This window comes from Blastococcus sp. CT_GayMR19, assembly GCF_004570385.1.
Lineage (GTDB): Bacteria > Actinomycetota > Actinomycetes > Mycobacteriales > Geodermatophilaceae > Blastococcus_B.
Window position 1 is genome coordinate 137716 of record NZ_SPQL01000007.1, and the last position, 20567, is coordinate 158282.

Annotated in this window: 18 protein-coding genes and 1 pseudogene; 11 read left to right on the forward strand and 8 right to left on the reverse strand. The window is 73.1% G+C overall.

The window, feature by feature from the left end; translation table 11 throughout:
- The gene (locus tag E4P39_RS11755) at window positions 1–1287 is read right to left on the reverse strand and encodes an aromatic ring-hydroxylating dioxygenase subunit alpha (protein ID WP_135136765.1); all 1287 of its coding nucleotides are present in this window, start codon (window positions 1285–1287) and stop codon (window positions 1–3) included.
- A 122-nt stretch (window positions 1288–1409) separates the two neighbouring features.
- Window positions 1410–1733 (reverse strand): 2Fe-2S iron-sulfur cluster-binding protein, encoded by a 324-nt coding sequence (locus E4P39_RS11760; protein ID WP_135136766.1) that lies wholly within the window; start codon window positions 1731–1733, stop codon window positions 1410–1412.
- Window positions 1734–1838: 105 nt separating this feature from the next.
- On the opposite strand from E4P39_RS11760, the gene E4P39_RS11765 reads away from it, so the two are divergent.
- Window positions 1839–2582 carry a phosphoglyceromutase gene (locus E4P39_RS11765; RefSeq protein ID WP_135136767.1) on the forward strand — a complete coding sequence of 248 codons (744 nt, stop codon included), beginning with the start codon at window positions 1839–1841 and terminating at the stop codon, window positions 2580–2582.
- Window positions 2583–2692: 110 nt separating this feature from the next.
- Entirely contained in the window at window positions 2693–3475 is a 783-nt protein-coding gene (locus E4P39_RS11770) for a FadR/GntR family transcriptional regulator (RefSeq protein ID WP_209306495.1), read from the forward strand.
- Window positions 3476–3489: 14 nt separating this feature from the next.
- Here the strand turns inward: E4P39_RS11770 and E4P39_RS11775 are convergent, their stop codons facing one another.
- The 5 genes and pseudogenes from E4P39_RS11775 to E4P39_RS11795 all read right to left on the reverse strand — a co-directional run bounded on the left by E4P39_RS11775 (window position 3490) and on the right by E4P39_RS11795 (window position 8977).
- Window positions 3490–4161 carry a class I SAM-dependent methyltransferase gene (locus E4P39_RS11775; RefSeq protein WP_135136768.1) on the reverse strand — a complete coding sequence of 224 codons (672 nt, stop codon included), beginning with the start codon at window positions 4159–4161 and terminating at the stop codon, window positions 3490–3492.
- A pseudogene (locus tag E4P39_RS22915) lies at window positions 4154–5212 on the reverse strand (hypothetical protein). The gene E4P39_RS11775 and the pseudogene E4P39_RS22915 overlap by 8 nt, the downstream one beginning before the upstream one ends.
- Window positions 5213–5400: 188 nt before the next feature.
- The gene (locus E4P39_RS11785) at window positions 5401–6255 is read right to left on the reverse strand and encodes a MaoC/PaaZ C-terminal domain-containing protein (RefSeq protein WP_135136769.1); all 855 of its coding nucleotides are present in this window, start codon (window positions 6253–6255) and stop codon (window positions 5401–5403) included.
- Complete coding sequence (locus E4P39_RS11790) at window positions 6255–7610, reverse strand: 3-oxoacyl-ACP reductase (protein ID WP_135136770.1); 1356 nt, start codon at window positions 7608–7610, stop codon at window positions 6255–6257. The genes E4P39_RS11785 and E4P39_RS11790 overlap by 1 nt, the downstream gene beginning before the upstream one ends.
- An 86-nt stretch (window positions 7611–7696) precedes the next feature.
- Window positions 7697–8977 carry an acetyl-CoA C-acetyltransferase gene (locus tag E4P39_RS11795; RefSeq protein WP_135136771.1) on the reverse strand — a complete coding sequence of 427 codons (1281 nt, stop codon included), beginning with the start codon at window positions 8975–8977 and terminating at the stop codon, window positions 7697–7699.
- A gap of 99 nt (window positions 8978–9076) precedes the next feature.
- On the opposite strand from E4P39_RS11795, the gene E4P39_RS11800 reads away from it, so the two are divergent.
- The 3 genes from E4P39_RS11800 to E4P39_RS11810 all read left to right on the forward strand — a co-directional run bounded on the left by E4P39_RS11800 (window position 9077) and on the right by E4P39_RS11810 (window position 12599).
- Window positions 9077–9757: a TetR family transcriptional regulator gene (locus E4P39_RS11800; protein WP_135136772.1), complete on the forward strand. Its 681-nt coding sequence runs from the start codon at window positions 9077–9079 to the stop codon at window positions 9755–9757.
- Window positions 9754–11796, forward strand: coding sequence for an acyl-CoA dehydrogenase (locus E4P39_RS11805; RefSeq protein WP_245159779.1), 2043 nt, complete (start codon window positions 9754–9756; stop codon window positions 11794–11796). Before E4P39_RS11800 ends, E4P39_RS11805 begins: the two co-directional genes overlap by 4 nt.
- A gap of 104 nt (window positions 11797–11900) precedes the next feature.
- Window positions 11901–12599, forward strand: coding sequence for a TRIC cation channel family protein (locus E4P39_RS11810; RefSeq protein ID WP_245159780.1), 699 nt, complete (start codon window positions 11901–11903; stop codon window positions 12597–12599).
- Between the two features lies 1 nt (window position 12600).
- On the opposite strand, the gene E4P39_RS11815 is transcribed toward E4P39_RS11810, so the two are convergent.
- Entirely contained in the window at window positions 12601–15435 is a 2835-nt protein-coding gene (locus E4P39_RS11815; protein WP_245159781.1) for a SpoIIE family protein phosphatase, read from the reverse strand.
- A 190-nt stretch (window positions 15436–15625) separates the two neighbouring features.
- Here E4P39_RS11815 and E4P39_RS11820 point away from each other — a divergent pair, with 190 nt between their 5' ends.
- The 6 genes from E4P39_RS11820 (at window position 15626) to E4P39_RS11845 (ending at window position 20486) form a co-directional block, all read left to right on the forward strand.
- On the forward strand, window positions 15626–16714 hold the full coding sequence (locus E4P39_RS11820; RefSeq protein WP_135136774.1) for an EAL domain-containing protein: 1089 nt from the start codon (window positions 15626–15628) through the stop codon (window positions 16712–16714).
- A gap of 78 nt (window positions 16715–16792) precedes the next feature.
- Window positions 16793–16966 (forward strand): DUF1059 domain-containing protein, encoded by a 174-nt coding sequence (locus E4P39_RS11825; RefSeq protein ID WP_135136775.1) that lies wholly within the window; start codon window positions 16793–16795, stop codon window positions 16964–16966.
- A 296-nt stretch (window positions 16967–17262) separates the two neighbouring features.
- The gene (locus E4P39_RS11830) at window positions 17263–17547 is read left to right on the forward strand and encodes an HU family DNA-binding protein (protein WP_135136776.1); all 285 of its coding nucleotides are present in this window, start codon (window positions 17263–17265) and stop codon (window positions 17545–17547) included.
- Window positions 17548–17694: 147 nt separating this feature from the next.
- Window positions 17695–18951: a serine hydrolase domain-containing protein gene (locus E4P39_RS11835; RefSeq protein ID WP_135136777.1), complete on the forward strand. Its 1257-nt coding sequence runs from the start codon at window positions 17695–17697 to the stop codon at window positions 18949–18951.
- A 145-nt stretch (window positions 18952–19096) separates the two neighbouring features.
- Window positions 19097–19957 carry a dihydropteroate synthase gene (gene folP, locus E4P39_RS11840; RefSeq protein WP_135136778.1) on the forward strand — a complete coding sequence of 287 codons (861 nt, stop codon included), beginning with the start codon at window positions 19097–19099 and terminating at the stop codon, window positions 19955–19957.
- Between the two features lie 142 nt (window positions 19958–20099).
- Entirely contained in the window at window positions 20100–20486 is a 387-nt protein-coding gene (locus tag E4P39_RS11845; RefSeq protein WP_135136779.1) for a VOC family protein, read from the forward strand.
- The last annotated feature ends 81 nt before the right edge of the window (window positions 20487–20567 follow it).

Here is a 20567-nt window from a genome sequence, read left to right on the forward strand (position 1 = left end):
TCAGACCGACGCCACCGGCATGCCGGGCTTGACCCGGACGTCGTCCCGGGCGGCGTCGAGGAACGCCTCCGCCTGCGGCAGGACGACCGCCGCGGACCGCACGTGGTGGTGCGCCGGGTCCACGCCGGGCGGGGTGATGCCCTGGTCCCGGAGGGCGAGGGCGGCCTTCCGCAGCTTCTGGCGGGCCTTGATGATGCCGCTGTCGGCCGGCACCAGGCGCTCCTTGGTGCGGTCGACGATCGGGCCCATGCTCTCCTGCAGCGAGGAGTCCTGGATCGCGATGCCCTTGATGCCCGAGTAGTACGCGCCGCTCTTCTGCGCCTCACGGTCCATCAGGTAGTCGTTGTCCATGTTGGCCACCGGACGGTAGGTGCCCGGGATGTTCTCGCTGTGCACGCCGTGACCGTCGATCATGGCCTGCCGCTCCACGGCGGACAGCGGGCGGACGGGGTGGTAGTCGAAGCTGTAGGTCCAGCAGTTCTCGTCGTCGATCGGGACCCAGAAGTGCCCGTGGATCGGATGGTCGCCGCGCGGCGGGACCATCGTGAAGTTCGGCATGACCCACGGTGTGATCCGCCAGTAGTACTTGCCGTCCTCGGCGTTGCGGCGGGCCCCGACGAACAGGCCACCTTCGCTGTCGGCCACCTCGAAGAAGGGCTTGGTGTCGTTGAGGTTGTACTCGTTGCCCTTGGCGCCCTTGAAGAGCGGGTCGGTCTTCAGACCGCCGGAGTGCAGGAACGTGACATGGCTGGAGTCGATGCCGCCCTCGAAGGCCTGCAGCCAGTTGGACTGCTGCCAGCGCTTGGAGGTGTAGGTCTGCTCCGGGGGGACGAGCGCGAACTCCCACTCCGGGAGCGGGGGCTGCGTGGCCGGGTCACCCATGTAGGTCCACAGGAGGTCACCGATCTTCACCAGCGGGTAGCTCGTCAGCTTGACGTTCTCGGCGAAGCTCGAGTTGTCGGCCTCCGACGGGACGTCGAGGCACTGACCCGTCGTGTCGTACTTCCAGCCGTGGTAGGGGCAGCGCAGCCCGCCCTCCTCGTTCCGGCCGAACCAGAGGGACACGCCCCGGTGCGCGCAGAACTCGTCGATGAGGCCGTAGTTGCCATAGCTGTCCCGGAACGCGACGAGGCGCTCGGACAGGAGCTTGAGCCGGATGGGCGGACACCCGTCCTCGGGCAGCTCCTCGGCCAGGCACGCCGGCATCCAGTACTGCCGGAACAGCTCGCCCATCGGCGTCTTCGGGCCGGTCTGGGTCAGCAGTTCGTTGATCTCTGGGCGCAGCACGAGCGTCGTCTCCCTTGTCCGGTCGAGCACTCCGCCGAGCTGTGAGCATCGAGGCGGAGAGGACTAACTGTCATACCTTTGGGGGTGGGTGTCAACCGGTTCCCCGGCCGAGATCGGGCGGGTCAGTACTGGTCGGCAGGAACCACGACGGTCAGTCCGTCGAGCTCGTCGGTCATCTTGATCTGGCAGGAGAGACGGCTGCCCTCGCGGCGATCGGCGACGCCCATGTCGAGCAGGTCCTCCTCCGTGTCGTTGGGGGTGCCCACCAGCGGCAGGAAGTCCTCCCGGACCCAGACGTGGCAGGTGGCGCACGACGCGTTGCCGCCACACTCCCCGATGACACCGGGGACGCCGTTCTTCACGGCGGTGGTCATCACCGACTCCCCGACGGTCGCGTCGACGGCGCGCTCGTCGCCGGCCTCACCGACATAGATCACCTTCGGCACGGTTCTCGACTCTCCCTCGCCCCGGCACCACGTTCGTCTGGCGCTGCCGCCAGGTTTGGTCTGTCCATTAGACCATGGCCCTTGCCCAGTAGCTATTCTCTCGCAATGCCCACCCTGGTGCTGCTCCGCCATGGGGAGAGCGCGTGGAACTCGTGCAACCTGTTCACCGGATGGGTGGACGTCGACCTGACGGCCCGGGGCGAGGAGCAGGCGCGGCACAGCGGACGGCGGCTGCATGGCGCGGGCGTGCTGCCCGACGTCCTGCACACCTCCGTCCTCACCCGCGCCGTCCGGACCGGCACCCTCGCCCTGGACGCGGCGGAGCGCGGCTGGATCCCCGTCCGGCGGAGCTGGCGGCTCAACGAGCGCTGCTACGGCGCACTGCAGGGTCTGGACCGGAGGGCCGTCCGGGAGCGGTACGGCGACGAGCAGTTCACGCTCTGGCGCCGCTCGTACGACGCGACGCCGCCGCCCCTCCCGCCGGGGGACGGACAGGACGTCTCGGCCGATCCCCGGTACGCCGGCATCCCCTCGACCCTGCTGCCCCGGACCGAGAGCCTCGCCGACGTGAGCGCCCGGCTCCTCCCCTACTGGTACGACTCGATCGTCCCCGACCTGCGGGCCGGGTTCACGGTCCTCGTGACCGCCCACGGGAACTCGCTCCGGGCACTGGTCGCCCACCTGGACCGACTGTCGCCGCCGGAGATCCTCGGCCTCAACATCCCGACCGGGATGCCGCTGGTGTACCGGCTCGACGCCGGGCTGGCGCCCACCGTCCGCGGCGGGAGCTACCTCGATCCGGCCGCGGCGGCGACGGCGGCGGCGCAGGTGGCCGGCCAGGGACGCTAGGGTCGGTGCCCGTCCGGCGGCCGCTCCCGCTGTCACCCGGCGGTGCACATCACCCCGAATTGGTCATTACATAAGACCAATTCCATTGCGCGCCCGCCTAGGATGCGGGAGTGACGACGCCCGAGATGAATGCCACCCCGGCCGCATCCCCGCTCGTGGGCGGCGGCAAGGGTGACCTGCTCAGCCGCGTGAGCATCGGGCGCATCTCCGAGGTGATCGTGGAGCAGGTCCGCCTGCTCATCCGCCAGGGCCAGCTGCTCGCCGGCGACCGGTTGCCCTCCGAACGCGAGCTGTGCGAGCGGTTCGGGGTCAGCCGGGTGACCGTCCGCGAGGCCCTGCGGGTGCTGGAGGCCAACGGCCTGGTGGAGATCCGGGTCGGCGCCCGGGGCGGCGCCTTCGTGACCGCGCCGAGCAGCCGGCTGGTCGGCGAGGGCATCGCCGACCTCATCTCCCTCGCGACGCTCACCGCGGGCGAGGTCACCGAGGCCCGCCGGGTGTTCGAGCTCGGGATCGTGCCGCTGGTGTGCGAGCGGGCGACCGACGAGGACATCGCCGCGCTCTACGAGATCTGCGACCGCAGCAGCGCCGCGCTCCAGGGCGACGAGTACCCCCTCGAGCTGTCCGCCGAATGGCACGCCCGGTACGCGCAGGCGGCGCACAACCGCGCCGTCGCCATGCTGGTGGCCTCGCTGCACGGCCCGCTGCTGATGTCGCTGGAGAAGGCCCGCCAGGTCGCGCCGCTGCACGGCCGGCGGGGCGTCGAGGAGCACCGCGCGCTGGTCGACGCCATCGCCGACCGCGACATGGCCCGCGCCACGACGCTGATGAGCACCCACCTCGACCGGACGGCGGACCGCGTCGCCGGTGTCGAGGAGGGCAAGGCCACCGCCTAGCCCGGCCGGCTCCGTCAGGCCGGCCGGCGGGCCATCACCAGGACGGTCGAGAGCAGGCGCCACGGTGTGTCGACGTCGGTGAGACCGGCCGCGGCGAGCAGCTCCAGGTGCGTCTCCAGCCGGTGACCGCCCCGGTCCTTCGCCTTCCCGGCCGTCTGCCCCTCCCCGACCCCCTCGTAGAAGCGCGGCGTGAGCGCGTCGTAGCGGCGTCCCCACTCCTCGCTCCCCGCCATGTGGTCGAGGTTGATCAGCCACCCGCCCGGCCGCAGCGACGCGGCGGCCCGGCGGTAGAACGCGGTCAGCTCGGCGGCGTCGAGGCCGTGCGTCGCGCGGGCGCAGATCAGCACGTCCGGCGCGGCGCCCCCCGCGAGACCGGGCCGGCGCAGGTCGCTGAGCACGTAGTCGACGCGGCCGGCGAAGGGGGCGAGCGTCTTCCGGGCGTGCCGGGCCATCTCCGGCGAGCTGTCCGACCAGAGTCCGCGCGCCTCGGGAAAGGCCCGGAGGAAGGTCGCCAGGAAGGTTCCGGAGCCGGCCGCCAGCTCCACCACGAAGGCCGGGGAGGAATCGACGGCGACGGTCGCGACCGCGAGGTCCCGCGCGGTCTGGACGGCCGGCCGGCGGGCGTCCTTGGCGACCCAGCGGCCCACCCGGTCCGGGTCGTTCCAGTCCTCCTGCCGCTCAGTCACGGATGTCCTGGAGGAACCAGGCCGTCGGCAGCTCGCGCCCCAGGCCGCGCTCGCGGGCCAGCTCGTAGACGAGCCCCGCCACGGCGAAGAACTGCGCCCCCTGGATGTTGCCGCGCTCGGAGAAGGTGATCTGCGCGTCGTCGCTGCGCACCTCGGCGGCCCCGGTCAGCACGTCCTCCAGGCTAACCACCCGGGGCCCCGACTCCGGCGGACGACGGTTCCGCCCGTGCCGGTGCCGGCTCCAGACCGGGTCGGTGGGACGGGCGATGTAGGCCAGGTACTCGTCGGTCGGCCGCCAGGACGGGTCGTTGACGGGGGCCGGGGCCGTGCCCAGGCGCAGCCACACGTCGAGGACGTCGCGCGTGCGGGCGTCCAGGCTGCCGCCGATCGAGGTCACGTGCGTCCCCGGCTCCAGCCAGTCGCCGACGATCACGTCGGCGGCCGCGTCGGTGCAGCCGGAGACGATGTCGGCCCCGCGGAACACGTCGCGCGGCTCGTCGACGGGCACCACCTCGACGCCGTGCCGCTCGCGCATCTCGGCGGCCTAGCGGTCCCGGTTCGCCTTCGTCGGGCTGTACACCTGCACCCGCTCCAGGGCCCGCACCGTGAGCAGCGCTTCCAGATGGCTGCGGGCCATCCCGCCCGAGCCCAGCATGCCCAGCACGCGGGCGTCGTCCCGGGCGGCGTACCTCGTGCCGATCGCCGAGTCGGCACCGACGCGCATGTGCTGCAGCACGCCGTCGTTGAGTATCGCCAGCGGCTTCCCGGTGCGCGCCGAGAGCAGGAAGACCAGCCCGCAGTAGGTGCCGGGCTGGACGCAGTACTTCTCCTGGGTGCGGGTGCCGCCGTACTCGACCTCGGTGAGGACGTCGGACTTCATCCGGATCGCGTAGTAGCCCGAGGCCGCCGACCCGCCCTCCATCGACCCCCACTGGTAGACCCGGTCGTCCTCGCCGGTGGGGATGCGGAGATCGATCCGTGGCCGGCAGACCGCCTCGCCGGCGGCCAGGTCGCGGTAGGTCTGCTCGAGGACGCTCACCACGTCCGGCATGGTCAGGACGGCCGCCGTCGCGGCGTTGTCGATCAGCAGCACGGCACCCGCCCCGGAGTCGATGGTCAGACCAATCCAACCACCCGGCCCCCGTCCCGCTTTCCGACCACCCGGCTCCCGTCCCGCTTTCGGTACCGGAAGCGGAGGCGTGCGGCGCCGCTTCCGGTACCGAAAGCGGGAGGAGGTGGTCAGAGCGGGCGGATCGTGCCGATCAGGTGCTCGGTCCCGCTCGCGGCGTTGCGGACGGCGACGTCCCAGCCGCCGTCGGCCTGCGCCGTCGACAGGGTGACGGTCGAGGGCAGGAACAGCGGCTTGCGGAAGGCGACGTCGACGGTGAACGCGTCGGGCAGCCGGCCGGACAGCGCGCCCAGCACGCGGGCCTTGACCCACATGCCGTGCGCGATCGCCCGCTTGAACCCGAACGCCTTGGCGGTCAGGCCGGACAGGTGGATCGGGTTCACGTCGCCGGAGACCTTGGCGTAGCGCCGTCCGGCGTCGTCCGGGACCCGCCACGTGGCGGCCGGCCGCGCCAGGTCGCCGACGGGCACGTAGACGTCGGCCTCGGGGGCGCCCTCCGGCGCCGTCGCGCCGCGGGCCAGGTAGGTCGACCGCGAGCGCCAGACCTCGCTCCCGCCTGTGGACGCCGTCGCGCAGAGGTCGACCGTCGCCCCGCTGCGGTGGGCGGCGAACCGCTCGGCCCAGACCTCCAGGTCGAGCGCCTCGTCGGCGCCGACCGGCCGGAGCACCTCGATGCGATTGCGCACGTGCACGAGCCCCGGCAGCGCCAGCGGGAACGAGCGGTCGCTCATCAGCGCCACCTGCAGCGGGAAGGTGAGCAGGTGCGGAGCGGTCGCCGGCAGGGTGTCGGTCAGGGGGAAGCGGCAGACCCGGTCGTAGGCGGCGAGGTCGGCCGGGTCCACCTGGACGCCGTTGCGGGCCAGGCGGGTGTCCGGCAGGTCGCCGCCCCGGCCGCGCGTGGTGAGCGCGGCCCGGGCCAGCAGCCGCGCCATCGACGGCGCGGACTCCAGGATCGTGGTGGGCATCAGGCGCCCAGCAGCGACTGGCCGCAGACCCGCACGGTCTGCCCGTTGACCCCGGCACTGCCCGGCTGCGCCAGCCAGGCGATCGTCTCGGCGACGTCGACCGGCAGCCCGCCCTGCTGCAGCGAGTTCAGCCGGGAGCCGACCTCCCGGGTGCCCAGCGGCATCTTCGCGGTCATGTCGGTGACGATGAAGCCCGGGGCGACGGCGTTGATCGTGGCCTTCCGGTTCGCGAACTCCGGCGCCCACGCCCGCACCATGCCGATCACGCCTGCCTTGGACGCCGCGTAGTTGGTCTGCCCGCGGTTGCCCGCGATGCCCGACTGCGAGGAGACGCAGACGATCCGGGCGCCGTCCTTCAGCACGCCGTCGGCGTCCAGCAGCGCCTGGGTGAGGTCCAGCTGCGCCTGCAGGTTCACCGCCATCACCGAGTTCCAGCGGGCGGCGTCCATGTTCACCAGCAGCTTGTCGCGGGTGATCCCGGCGTTGTGGACGACGACGTCCACCCCACCGTGCCGCTCGCGCACGTGCTCGACCAGCCGCGGGGCGGCGTCGTCGGCGGTGATGTCGAGCTGGAACGCCGTCCCGCCGACCTCGTTGGCGACCTCGGCGAGCTTGTCGCCGGCCGCCGGGATGTCCACGGCGACGACGTGCGCGCCGTCCCGCGACAGCACGCGGGCGATCGAGGCGCCGATGCCACGCGCCGCCCCGGTGACGACGGCGACCTTCCCGGCCAGCGGCCGATCCGCGTCCTCCCCCTCGGGAACCTCGGCGGACGACAGGGTCACCACCTGGCCGTCGACGTAGGCCGACCGGCCGGACAGGAAGAACCGCACCGGGCCGGCGATCGAGCCCTCGGCGCCGGCCGGGACGTAGACCAGGTTCGCCGTCGACCCGTCGCGCAGCTCCTTGCCGATGGAGCGGACCAGTCCGTCCAGCGCCTGGCGGGCGGCCGCCTGCGCCGGCGAGCCGGCCTCGGACGGCGGGTCGGCGAGGATCAGCACCCGTCCGGACGCCCGCAGCCGCTTGATCGCGGGGGCGAGGAAGTCGTGCGCGCTCGCCAGGTCACCCGGCGTCGACAGGCCCGTGGCATCGAGGACGACGGCGCCGAGCTTCTCGCCGTCCGTGGCGCCGTCGGCGGTGACCGGCGACTGCACCGTCACCCCGGCGTCCCGGAGGACGGTGGTGAGCTGCTCGCGCAGCCGCCCCTCCCCCGCGGAGCCGACCACCACGGGGCCGGGGAGCAGCGGCTCCCCCGGTTCGTAGCGGCGCAGCACCGCGGGGCGGGGCAGTCCGAGCTGCTTGGTGATGGTCGAGCCGAAGCCGGAGTTGGCGAACTCGCGGTACCAGTCGCTCACGGAAGGTCTTCCTCTCGTTCCAGCTTTCGGTACAGAAAGCTGGGCAGGTAACCGCAGCTTTCGGTACCGAAAGCTGCGGAGGGGGGTCAGGACTCGAGGATGGCGACGACGCCCTGGCCGCCGGCGGCGCAGATGGAGATCAGCCCGCGCTTGCCGGGGCCGGCCTCGTGCAGCGTCTTGGCGAGCTGGGCCACGATCCGGCCGCCGGTCGCGGCGAACGGGTGACCGGCCGCCAGGGACGAGCCGTTGACGTTGAGCTTCCCGCGGTCGATCGAGCCCAGCGGGGCGTCGAGGCCGAGCTTCGCCTTGCAGAAGTCCGCGTCCTCCCAGGCCTTCAGCGTCGCGAGGACCGTGGAGGCGAAGGCCTCGTGGATCTCGTAGAAGTCGAAGTCCTGCAGGGTCAGGCCGTTGCGGGCCAGCATCACCGGCATCGCGTAGACCGGGGCCATCAGCAGGCCCTCGCCGCCGTGCACGTAGTCGACCGCCGCGGTCTGGGCGTCGACCAGGTGGGCGAGCACCGGCAGACCGCGGGCCTCCGCCCACTCGTCCGAGGCGAGCAGGACGGCGGAGGCGCCGTCGGTGAGCGGGGTCGAGTTGCCCGCCGTCATCGTGGCGCCCTCGCCCTTGCCGAAGACCGGCTTGAGCGTGGAGAGCTTCTCCAGGGACGAGTCCGGCCGCAGGTTGTTGTCCCGGGCCAGGCCGAGGAACGGCGTCACCAGGTCGTCGAAGAAGCCACGGTCGTAGGCGGCGGCCATGTTCCGGTGCGACCGGACGGCGAGCTCGTCCTGCTCCTCGCGACCGATCTCCCACTCCTCGGCGGTGATCGCCGCGTGGTCGCCCATCGCGAGGCCGGTGCGCGGCTCGGCGTTGCGCGGTGCCTCCGGGACGAGCTGACCCGGCCGGATCTTCCCGATCGCCTTGAGCCGCTGCTGCAGCGTCCGGGCGTTGTTCAGGCCGATCAGCGCGCGGCGCAGGTCGTCGCCGACGGCGAGGGGTGCGTCGGACGTCGTGTCCACACCGCCCGCGATGCCGGACTCGATCTGCCCGAGGGCGACCTTGTTGGCGACCAGGATCGCGGCCTCCAGGCCGGTGCCGCAGGCCTGCTGGACGTCGTAGGCCGGCGTGGTCGCCGAGAGCTTCGAGCCCAGGACGCTCTCGCGGGTCAGGTTGAAGTCGCGCGAGTGCTTGAGGACGGCGCCCGCGACGACCTCGCCCAGCTGCTTGCCCTGCAGGCCGAACCGGGCGACGAGGCCGTCGAGGGTGGCGGTCAGCATGTCCTGGTTCGACGCCTGCGCGTACGCCGAGTTGGAGCGGGCGAACGGGATCCGGTTCCCGCCGACGATCGCCGCCTTGCGAGTCGTAGCCACTGGAGACCTCCGAGGTCGGGGGTGGACTGGTCGGTACCGACGGTACGCGGTACCGTCGGTTACGTGAAAGCCGAGGGGGTGAGAGCTACGTCGCACGCTATGCCTGCCGACGGTCCACACCGCCGGCCGGACCGCGCCCCGGGGAATGTGGCGCAGGCCCGTGACCGCCGCGACTCTAGATGGGACGAACACCGCCGCGCCCGGCGTGAACAACTCGTCCAGGCGACCCTCGCCGCGGTCGGCCGGCACGGAGCCGGCGTGGGCATGGAGGAGATCGCCGCCGAGGCCGGGACGAGCAAGACCGCCGTCTACCGGCACTTCGCCGATCGCACCGAGCTGCACGCCGCCGTCTGCGCCCGGGTGGCCGAGCAGCTGCTGCCGAAGCTCCGCGAGGCGATGCTGAGCAGCCCGCAGCCCCGCCGGATGATCGCCGCGGCGATCGAGACCTACCTGACCTTCCTCGAGGCCGATCCCGAGCTCTACCGCTTCGTCGTCCACGGGGGTCCGGCCGGGGACGGCGACCCGATTACCAGCCTGTCGGCGCTCGTGGGGAACCAGGCGGCGGCGCTGATGGCGACGGCCCTGGAGCAGGCCGGCCGGGATCCGGCCGCGGCCGCCCCCTGGGGTCACGGCCTCGTCGGGCTCGTCCGTTCGGCCGCCGACTGGTGGCTCCAGGCCGAGCGGCCCATGCTGCGCTCCGAGCTCGCCGCCCACCTGACCGATCTCGCCTGGGCCGGACTGTCCGGCGTCGTACCCACGAGCACGCTGGAGGAGAAGTGACGAGCAGCCTGCCCACGTCGGTGGATCCCGCCCGCATCCAGGAGGTCCTGGACGGCCGGTGGGCCCACGTGCGCCGCGACGCCCGGGAGAACCTGAACGACCCCGACTTCCTCCCGGTCTACGGCGAGAACGTGCAGGAGGCCCGCGAGCGGGTGACCCGGGCGGCCAAGAAGCTGGCCGAGTCGGGCCGGGTGGGCTTCGGCTTCCCCAAGGAGTACGGCGGCGAGGACGACGCCGGCGGCTCGGTCACGTCGATCGAGATGCTGGCCTTCGGCGACCTGTCGCTGATGGTCAAGGCCGGCGTCCAGTGGGGCCTGTTCGGCGGGGCGCTGCAGATGCTCGGCAGCAGGCGGCAGCACGACCTGTACCTCCGCGACGTCATGAGCTTCGACCTGCCCGGCTGCTTCGCCATGACCGAGACCGGCCACGGCTCCGACGTCCAGCAGTTACGGACGACGTGCACCTACGACCCGGCCACCGAGACCTTCGACCTGCACACCCCGCACCAGGCCGCCCGCAAGGACTACATCGGCAACGCGGCCAGGGACGGGCGGATGGCGGTCGTCTTCGCGCAGCTCATCACGCAGGGGAAGAACCACGGCGTGCACGCCTGGCTGGTGCCGATCCGCGACGAGCAGGGCCAGTCGTGCCCCGGCGTCACCATCGAGGACGACGGCGCGAAGGCCGGGCTCAACGGCGTCGACAACGGCCGGCTGACCTTCGACCACGTGCAGGTCCCCCGCGACATGCTGCTCGACCGCTACGGCCAGGTCGCCGCGGACGGCACGTACACGAGCTCCATCGCGAACGAGACACGGCGCTTCTTCACCATGCTCGGCACCCTGGTGCGCGGACGGGTCAGCGTCGGCGGATCGGCCGCCTCGGCGACCAAGCTGGCCCTCGACATCGCGGTCCGCTACGGCGACGTCCGGCGCCAGTTCGCCGCCCCGGGCGAGGACCGCGAGATCGTCGTCAACGACTACCTGGTGCACCAGCGCAAGCTGCTGCCGGCGCTGGCCACCACGTACGCGCTGCACTTCGCGCAGGGGCAGCTGGTCGAGACGATGCACGACGTCCAGGCGGCGGAGACGATCGACGAGAAGGCGCAGCGCGAGCTGGAGTCGCGGGCCGCGGGCCTCAAGGTCGCCCAGACCTGGCACGCCACCCGCACCATCCAGCTCTGCCGCGAGGCCTGCGGCGGAGCGGGGTACCTGCAGGAGAACCGCCTGCCGCACCTCAAGGCCGACACCGACGTCTTCACCACCTTCGAGGGCGACAACACCGTCCTCCTGCAGCTCGTGGCCAAGGGCCTGCTCACCGGCTACCGCGACGCGTTCGGCTCGCTGGAGGGCTGGGGAAAGGTCGGCTTCATCGCCGACATGGTCCGCGAGACGGTGCTGGAGCGGACGGCGGCCCGGGCGCTGATCGCGCGGCTGATCGACGCCGTCCCGAGCCGGAACGATGTCGAGATCCCGATGCTCACCCGCGGCTGGCAGCTGAAGATGCTCGAGTTCCGGGAGAAGCACGCGCTGGAGGGCGCCATCCGGCGGCTGCGGAAGAACTCGACCACGCCCGGCATGGCGCCCTTCGAGATGTTCAACGACGTCCAGGACCACGTGCTCAAGACGGCGCAGACGCACATCGACCGGGTCGTGATGGAGGCCTTCGTGGCCGGCGTCGACCGCACCGACGACCCCGCTGCGAAGCGGCTGCTGGACGCCGTCTGCGACCTCTACGCGCTCTCGACGATCGAGGCGGACAAGGCCTGGTTCCTCGAGCACGGCCAGCTCACGCCCGCCCGCGCCAAACTCCTCACCAGTACCGTCAACCAGCTGCTCCGGGACCTGCGGCCGCACCTGGCCACGCTGGTGGACGCCTTCGCCATCCCCCACGGATGGAAGGCCGCGCGGATCCTGGACGAGGAGGAGGCCCGCCAGGAGGCGATGGCGGCCCGCGACGCCGAGGTGCGCAGCGAGGCCGAGGGCGACTCCACGCCCGAGGAGAGCGCCACCGACCTCCAGGTCGCCCCCGCCCAGTGAGCGGCGAACCGCGACGTTGATCATCGGGTTGCGGCCGCCGACACGGCGGGACACGCCGCCCGCAGCGACACCAACCCGATGATCACGGCGGGAGGTCACGAAAGATGGGCCTCGTGGAGATCATCGCCGCAGCGGACACGGCCCTGCGGATACCCGCGGCCGTCGACCTCGCCGCCATCGTCATCGGCGCCCTCACCGGCGGACTGCTCGCCGCGCGGGAGGGTTTCGCGGTCTCCGGGGTGCTGCTCCTCGCGGTCAGCGGCGGCCTCGGCGGCGGCCTGATCCGCGACGTCCTCCTCGGCGACCTGCCTCCGGTGGCCATGACCAACCCGGCCTACCTGCCGACCGTGTCCATCGCCGCCGCGGTGACGTTCTACTTCTCCGGCTGGCTGGCCCGTCTGACCGGCCTGCTGGTGGTCCTGGACGCGATCACGCTGGGCTTCTTCACCGTCATCGGCGCCCAGAAGGCGCAGATCGCCGGCCTGCCCAGCGCCTCCGTCGTGTTCATCGGGACGGCGACGGCGGTCGGCGGGGCGGTCATCCGTGACGTCCTGCTCGCCCAGCGGGCCGACATCGTGCAGCCGGGCCCGTACAACGCCGTCGCCGCCATGATCGGGGCCTCGCTGCTGGCGGTGCTCGCGGGCCCGCTCGGCGTGGACCCCCTCCCGGTCGCGGCCGCCGTCATCGTGCTCGTGGCCACGCTGCGGGTGCTCTCCGTCTGGCGCGGCTGGGAGGCACCGGTCGCCGTCGACCTGCCGGAACGCACCCGCACCCGGCTGCGCCGCCGGCGCCGCCGGGAGTGACTCACCCGGCGCGCGGGGCCTCCGGGTGGACCGCCGGTGCCGGCTCGATGTTCGCCGGCACCTGCTGCGGCCCCGATTCCGGTGGGCGCGGCTCGCTCTGCGGGTGCAGGCGGACGGCGAGCATGGCGACGTCGTCCTCCGCGTCGGGCAGGAACAGCCGCTGGAGCACCCGGTCGCACAGCTCCTCGAGCGGGAGTCCGGCGTACTCCCGCAGCACCGCCATCAGCTCGTCCGTCCCGGCGTCGACGTCCCGGTCGCGGCGCTCCACCAGCCCGTCGGTGTAGAGCAGCAGGGTTGCGCCGCGGGTCAGGCAGGCGACCCGGTCCGCCCGACGCGTGCTCGGGGCCACACCGAGGAGCAGGTCGGCGGGTGCCCCGTCGAGCAGGGTCACCTCGCCCTCGGCGTCGATCACGATCGGCGCGGGATGACCGGCACTCGACCAGCGGAACCAGGTCCGGCCGGTACGGAGGTCCTCGTCGCTCTCCTCGAGGCGGCCCACCAGCGCGGTCGCCATCGTGTCGAGGGCCAGCCCCTGCACCGCGCGGTCGAGCTCGGTGAGGATCTCGGCCGGCGTGCCGCCGCTGGAGTAGCCGATCCCGCGCAGCAGCCCGCGCACCTGTCCCATCGCGGCGGCGGCGCGGGTGTCGTGGCCGGCGACGTCACCGATGGCCAGCACGGTGCCGCCGTCCTCCTGGAGGAAGGCGTCGTACCAGTCGCCGCCGATCTCGGCGCCCTCGGCGGCCGGCACGTAGCGGACCGCGATCTCGCAGTGGTTCGGCTCGGGCGGGGCGGTGAGCATGCTCCGCTGCAACGCGTCGGCGAGGTCCCGCTGCTGGCCGTAGAGCCGGGCGTGGTGCAGGGCCAGGCCGGCCCGGCGGCCGATCTCCACCGCGGTGTCGACCTCGCCGGGGGTGTGCGGGCCGCGGTCCTTGCCGGTGAAGAGCCCGAGCGCGCCCAGGGTCTGACCGCGGGCCACGAGCGGCACGATCGCCCCGGACGCCGCACCCAGCAGCTCGAGGCTCTCCTGCGCGGCGGCGTCGGGCAGCGCGGCGACCACCCGCTCGCGGTCGATCTCCGGGAGGACGAGCGGCTGCCCGGTCCGCGTGACCACCCGGGCTCCCGCCGCGTCGGTCATGACGTTGACCATCGACTCGACGTAGGTCTCCAGTTCCGCCCGGCGGGCGGGGTCCCGGTGGGCGCACGCGAGGTCGTGCAGCCGGCCCTGCTCGTCGGTGACGACGATCCAGCACCAGTCGCCGAGCGCCGGGACGACGAGCTCGGCGAGCTGGCCGATCTGCTGGTTGATGTCGAGCGACCCCGAGAGCACGCGGCCGGCGTCGGCCAGCAGCTGCAGGCGCTGGTTCGCCTCGGCCATGGCGGCGACCGCGGCCGCCCGCTCGTCGTCGGCCCGCAGCCGCGAGACGCTGAGCGCGATCTGCGCCGCGAGCGCCTCGAGCAGCTCGGCGTCGTCCTCGGAGAAGCTGTGGTCGATCGTCCACAACGCGACGAACGCACCGAGGATCCGGCCTTCGACCCTCAGCGGCAGGGCGGCGATGGCGCGCACGCCGAGCACCTCGCTGCCCTCCCGGGTCGAGGGGAACCGGGCGAACATCTCCTGGGTGTCGGCCAGCAGCACGCGCTCCCCGTGCATGGCGGCGTACTGCGTCGGCTGGGTGTCGTCGAGCTGGAGCTCGATGCCCTCGACGGGGTAGTCCACGTGTTCCTGCACCTCGTCGGCGAGGCCCCGGGTCATGTGCAGGCGCAGGGACCCGCCGTCGGGGGCGAAGACGGCCAGCAGGCTCGACTGGGCGCCGAGCACCCGCGCGCCGCGCAGCACCACGTCGGCCAGGTCCTCGAACCGGGCGGCGTTGGCCAGCTCGGCGGCGACCTGCGAGACCGCCGTCGCCCGCTGCAGCGCCGCGAGCCGCTGATCGGCCTGCTGCCGCGCGTCGGTGACGTCGAGGACGGTGCCCAGGACGCGCACCGGCTCGCCGGTGGCGTCCCGCACCACCCGGCCCCGGGACACCACCCAGCGGACCCGGCCGTCCGGATCGATGGTCCGGGTCTCCGCCGTGAACTGGCCGCCCTGCTCGAGTGCCTCGCGCAGGGCCTCGGATGCCAGCGCCCGGTCGTCGGGGTGGACGTGGTCGTTCATGATCTGCTCGACCGGGCGCGATTCCACGGCTCCGTCGACGCCGAAGATCGCCGCGCAGCGTTCGTCCCAGAAGACCGACCCCGTGCGCAGGTCACGTTCCCAGGTACCGATCGAACTGGCCTCGAGCGCGATCTCCAGCCGGGCGTCCGACGTCCCGATCGCCGACTGCGCGGCCGAGAGCTCCAGCTCGGCGACCACACTGGCCCCGAGCTGCTCGAGCAGGGCCGCCTCGTCGTCGGACCAGGGGCGCGGCTCGGCGTCGTAGGCCGCGAGAACGCCGACGATGTGCCCTGAAGCCGCGATCAGAGGCACGCCGAGGTAGGCCTGGACCTGGCCGGAGGTGACGGCCTCCACCCCCGAGACCCGCTCGTCCTCCGCCGCGCAGGGGACCACCAGCGGAGACCCGGTGCGCACCACGAACGCGGAGAGCACACCGGTCAGCAGCGCGGGACCACCCACCACCCCGGGGGGCAGACCGTGGCCGCCGACGACGGTGTCCTGGTCGGTGAAGAGGGTGACCTTGGCGTGGCCGGTGCCGAGCAGCCGGGCGGCGAGCCCCGAGAGCCGGTCGAAGGCGGCGTGCCCGTAGACCTCGAGCAGCAGCCGGCGTGCGGCCGCGACGCGGTGCGGGTCGTGGAGGACGTCCGGCTGCAGGGGCGCGGGCCGAGCCACTGAGGCCACCAACTCCCCCTCCGCGTCCGTCCGGCGGCGCCGCCCGCCACCGCAGGCCTCCATGCTGTCATGCGGCCCCGTCCGGCACGATGCTCCTCCCGGCTGAACGCCCGGCACCCGTTGGTGTCCGGGACGCCTCGGAGAGGCACGCGCCCCGCCCGGGTTCAAGCAACTCCGGCCACCGGCCGATGGACCCGACATGCTGGGAGCGCGGACGCGGGTACTGCCGGACTGCCGTCCGCTGCTCGCCGATCCCGACGACCTGACGCTGGTGTTCCAGCCGATCGTCGATCTCGCCGCCGCGACGGTCGCCGGCTACGAGGCGCTGGCCCGCTTCCCCGGCACGGCCGGGCCCGACGTGTGGTTCGCCGCCGCGGCCGAGGCCGGCCTGGCCGCGGAACTCGAGTCCCTGGCGATCCACAAGGCGCTGGACGTCGTCCCCGACCTGCCCGCCAACACGTTCCTCACCGTCAACGTCAGCCCGCACATCCTCGGCTCGGCGCCCGTGCAGGACGCGCTGGCCACCCGGCCCGACCTGCGCCGCGTCGTCGTCGAACTGACCGAGCACACCCCGGTGGACGACCTGGCCCTGCTGCGCCGCCAGTGCGACGAGCTCCGCGAGCGGGGCGCGCTCATCGCCCTGGACGACGCCGGCAGCGGCTACTCGGGGCTGCAGCAGCTCGCCGCCCTGCGGCCCCAGGTGGTGAAGCTCGACCGCGCGCTGGTCAGCGACGCCGATGCCGACCCCGTGCGGGTGGCCCTGGCCGAGATGCTCGGCGAGTTCGCCGGCCGGATCGACGCCTGGCTGCTGGCCGAGGGACTGGAGACCCCGGCCGAGCTGGCCGCCTTCGCCCGGCTCGGGGTCCCGCTGGGTCAGGGCTGGCTGCTCGGCCGGCCGGCCCCGACGTTCCAGCCGCTGGCTCCCGACGTGGTGACGATGGTGCGCTCGCAGGTCGCCCGCGCCCGGCTCACCGACAGCGTGGCCAGCCTGCTGCGGCCCGTCCGCCAGACCGAGGGAGCCGGCGAGCTGCCCCCTGCCGTGCTGGTCGGTCCGCAGGGCGAGCCCGTCGCACTGGTCCTCGCCGACCTGCGGACGGCGGAGGTCTACACCGCCCCGGTGTCGCTGCGGGTGCACCCCTCCGCCGACGTCACCGAGACCCTGCAGCGGGCGCTCACCCGGCCTCCGGCGCAGCGGTTCGACCCGGTCCTGTGCACCGACCCCGCCGGATCGGTGCTCGGCCTGCTGCGCATCGAGGATCTCGCCTCCGCTGCACGGAAGAGCCGCTGACCCCACCAGACCCCCGGCCGCCACCCCGGCGACCGGTCGCACCACCGCCCAGACCGCTCGACGACGTGGAGTCCACCCATGAAGACCTTCGCCTGCGGAGACGTCATCCCCGGCTGCAGCGCCCGCTTCTCGGCCTCGGACGAGGACGGGATCTTCGCGCAGGTCGCCGGTCACGCATCCCGCGACCACGGCGTCACCGACATCACCCCCGAGCTGGTGCAGGCCGTGCGCGACCGCATCGTCGCCATCTGATCAGCGCACCTCCGGAGCGGAGCGCGAGGACGTCGTCCTCGCGCTCCGCTCCCGTGCGTCCGGGGCTGAGACACGAGGGGCCCGCGGGGTTCTCCAGACCCCCCGCTGGCCAGACCCCCGGTCGGCATGGCACGGTGCCCGGGGTCCGGCGCTGCACGAGCGCCGGCTGCTCCCGAATCCTCCGCGCCCCCGTGTGCGGATGCCGGGAGGCCCCGCCGGCGCCCGCCGCGTCGGGGGATGGAGCCGGCCGCGTGCCGAGCCCAGGCACCTGCCACCGCACTCACGAGAGGAACCTCATGAACAAGGCCGAACTGGTCTCCGCCATCGCCAAGCGCGCCGACGTCCCGGCCTCGACCGTCGACTCGGTCCTCGCCGGGCTGCAGGACGAGCTCGTCGACGCCATCACCCGCGGCGAGAAGGTCGCCGTCTCCGGGCTGCTGACCGTCGAGCGCACCCAGCGTTCCGCGCGCACCGGCCGCAACCCGCAGACCGGTGAGTCGCTCGACATCCCCGCCGCCAACACCGTCAAGGTGACCGCCGGCTCGAACCTGAAGAAGGCCGCCAGCAGCGTTCCGGTCTGATCGACCGGGTCTGCCCAGGACCTGACCTCCTCCGCCGTCGGGCGGCTGCCGACCCCGTGTGGTCCGGCCCACAACGCCGTGGGTCAGGATGCGGGGAACAGGCGCCGTCCGACGGCGGACGGCGTTCCGGCGATTCCGGAGGTGTGCGTGGGCACCGACCTGCAGGTCAGCACCGATCCCGCGGAGGTCGGTCTCGACCCCGCCCGGCTGCAGCGCGTCGACCGGCGGCTGAGCCGCTGGGTCGACGACGGGCAGCTGCCCGGCTTCCTGGTCACCGTGGCCCGGCACGGGAAGCTGGTGCACGTCGGCCGGTCCGGCTCCCGGAACGTCGAGGAGGGGCTGCCGGTCGAGGCCGACACCCGCTGGCGCATCTACTCGATGACCAAGCCGGTCACCTCGGTCGCGGCGATGATGCTCTACGAAGAGGGCGCCTTCCAGCTCAGCGACCCGATCACGAAGTGGCTGCCCGAGTTCGCCGAGACGCGGGTGTACGTCGCCGGCTCCGCCATGAAGCCGGTCACCGCCCCGCAGGTGGAGCCCATCCGCGTGTGGCACCTGCTCACCCACACCTCCGGCCTGACCTACGGGTTCCACCACGCCCACCCGGTCGACGCGATGTACCGCGCGATGGGTCACGAGTGGGGCACCCCTCCCGGCGCGGACTCCGCCGAGGTGTGCCGGCAGTGGGCGTCGGTCCCGCTGGTCTTCCAGCCGGGCAGTGAGTGGAACTACGGCGTCTCCACCGACGTCCTCGGCCGGCTGGTCGAGGTGATCTCGGGGCAGCCGCTGGACGAGTTCTTCGAGCAGCGGATCTTCGCGCCGCTGGGCATGCGGAACACGTCCTTCGGCCTGCGGGACGGCGACGAGCTCGAGTCGCTGGCGCGGCTGTACGCCGCCGTCCCCGGGCAGCCGGGCGGCGCCCCGACCGGCTTCGTGCCGTTCGACGCCATGGGCGCGGCCGCGCACTCGAAGCCCGACTTCCTGGCCGGCGGCGGGGGGCTCGTGTCCACCGCCGGTGACTACCTGCGCTTCGCCGAGCTGCTCCGGCGGGGCGGGTCCTACGACGGCGGGCGGCTGCTCGGCCCGCGGACGATCACGCACATGACCCGCAACCACCTGCCGGGCAACCAGGACCTGGAGACCTTCGGCCGGCCGCTGTTCGCCGAGACGCCGCTGCGCGGGGTCGGGTTCGGGTTGGGCTTCTCGATGGTCATCGACCCGGCGCGGTACGGCGTCGTCGCCAGCCTCGGTGACTACAGCTGGGGCGGTGCGGCGTCGACGGCTTTCTACGTCGACCCGGTCGAGGACGTGACGGTCAGCTTCTACACGCAGCTGCTGCCCTCGAGCACCCTACCGATCCGCAACTACCTGCGCGCGCTGGTCAACCAGGCCATCGTCGACTGAGTGCCCCGCTTCCGGTACCGAAAGCGGCGGAGGGCGTCCCTGCTTTCGGCACCGAAAGCAGGGGCGGAGACGGTCGTCGCCGTCCCCTGCGCATCGTCTAGGTTGGCGGACTCCAGCAGACGGCGGACGGAGCGGGGGAACGCGGTTGCTGCGGCTCGGCGCCCTGGACGTGCCGGACGGCGCCCTCGTCGTCATGGCGATCGTCAACCGCACACCCGACTCCTTCTACGACCGCGGCGCGACGTTCGAGCTGGCCGCCGCCGTCGAACGCGTCGACCGAGTGGTCGCCGAAGGCGCGGACATGGTCGACGTCGGCGGGGTGAAGGCCGCGCCGGGCGAGGACGTCGACGCCGCCGAGGAGATCCGCCGCACCGTCGACCTGGTCGCGGCGATCCGGGCCGCCCACCCGGCGCTGCCGATCTCGATCGACACCTGGCGCGCCTCCGTGGCCCGGGAGGCGCTGGCGGCGGGGGCCGACGTGGTCAACGACGCCTGGGGCGGGGTGGACCCCGAACTGGCGGGCGTGGCCGCGGAGGCCGGCGCGGGGATCGTCTGCACGCACGCCGGCGGGCTGCCTCCGCGCACGCGGCCGCACCGGGTGGCCTACGACGACGTCGTCGCCGACATCGTCGCCCGGACGACGGCGCTCGCGGACGCCGCCGTCGCCGCGGGCGTCGACCGGGACCGGGTGCTCGTGGACCCCGGGCACGACTTCGGCAAGAACACCCGGCACTCGCTGGAGGCCACGCGGCGGCTGGGCGAGATGGTGGACACCGGCTGGCCCGTCCTCGTGGCGCTGTCCAACAAGGACTTCGTCGGGGAGACCCTCGACGTCCCGCTGGAGGAGCGGCTCACCGGCACCCTTGCCGCGACGGCGGTCAGCGCCTGGCTGGGGGCGCGGGTGTTCCGCGCGCACGACGTGGCGGCGACCCGGCAGACGCTGGACATGGTCGCGTCGATCCGCGGCGACCGGCCGCCGGTGCGCACCGTCCGCGGCCTCGCCTGAATCCAGCTTTCGGTACCGGAAGCGGAACCGGGAAGCGCAGCTCTCGGTACCGGAAGCCGCGAGGGCGGGGGCCCTGGTGGGTGGGTCGGGCCGGGTCTAGCCTCCGCCGCGACAGGTCCAGGTCGAGTCCGGAGGTGTGGAGATGGGCGGTCGGGTCGTGCACTTCGAGGTCCCCTTCGACGACGGGGACCGCGCCCGCGGCTTCTACAAGGAGGTCTTCGGCTGGCAGGTGCAGGAGATGCCGGAGATGAGCTACACGATGGTCATGTCGGGCCCGAGCGGGGACAGCGGCCCCACCGAGCCCGGGTTCATCAACGGCGGGATGATGGCGCGCAAGGACGGTCCCGCGACGGGGCCGGTGATCGTCGTGGACGTCGACAGCATCGATGCCACGCTGGAGAAGATCGGCGGCCTCGGCGGCTCCACCGTCGCGGCGAAGATGCCGGTGGGCGACATGGGCTTCGCGGCCTACTTCACCGACCCCGAGGGCAACGTCGTCGGCCTCTGGGAGACGGCCCGGCCCGGCTGACCCACCTGCTCTCGGTACCGGAAGCGGCGGTACGCGCCCACGCTCTCGGTACCGAAAGCGTGGATGGCTAGGTTGCCCGGC

What these genes read in the sequence shown, in the direction of transcription:
- E4P39_RS11765 (WP_135136767.1), top strand. Translation starts at nt 1,839, where the DNA reads ATGCCCACCCTGGTGCTGCTCCGCCATGGGGAGAGCGCGTGGAACTCG.
- E4P39_RS11785 (WP_135136769.1), bottom strand. Translation starts at nt 6,255, where the DNA reads ATGCCCACCACGATCCTGGAGTCCGCGCCGTCGATGGCGCGGCTGCTG.
- E4P39_RS11800 (WP_135136772.1), top strand. Translation starts at nt 9,077, where the DNA reads ATGCCTGCCGACGGTCCACACCGCCGGCCGGACCGCGCCCCGGGGAAT.
- E4P39_RS11810 (WP_245159780.1), top strand. Translation starts at nt 11,901, where the DNA reads ATGGGCCTCGTGGAGATCATCGCCGCAGCGGACACGGCCCTGCGGATA.
- E4P39_RS11820 (WP_135136774.1), top strand. Translation starts at nt 15,626, where the DNA reads ATGCTGGGAGCGCGGACGCGGGTACTGCCGGACTGCCGTCCGCTGCTC.
- E4P39_RS11825 (WP_135136775.1), top strand. Translation starts at nt 16,793, where the DNA reads ATGAAGACCTTCGCCTGCGGAGACGTCATCCCCGGCTGCAGCGCCCGC.
- E4P39_RS11830 (WP_135136776.1), top strand. Translation starts at nt 17,263, where the DNA reads ATGAACAAGGCCGAACTGGTCTCCGCCATCGCCAAGCGCGCCGACGTC.
- E4P39_RS11845 (WP_135136779.1), top strand. Translation starts at nt 20,100, where the DNA reads ATGGGCGGTCGGGTCGTGCACTTCGAGGTCCCCTTCGACGACGGGGAC.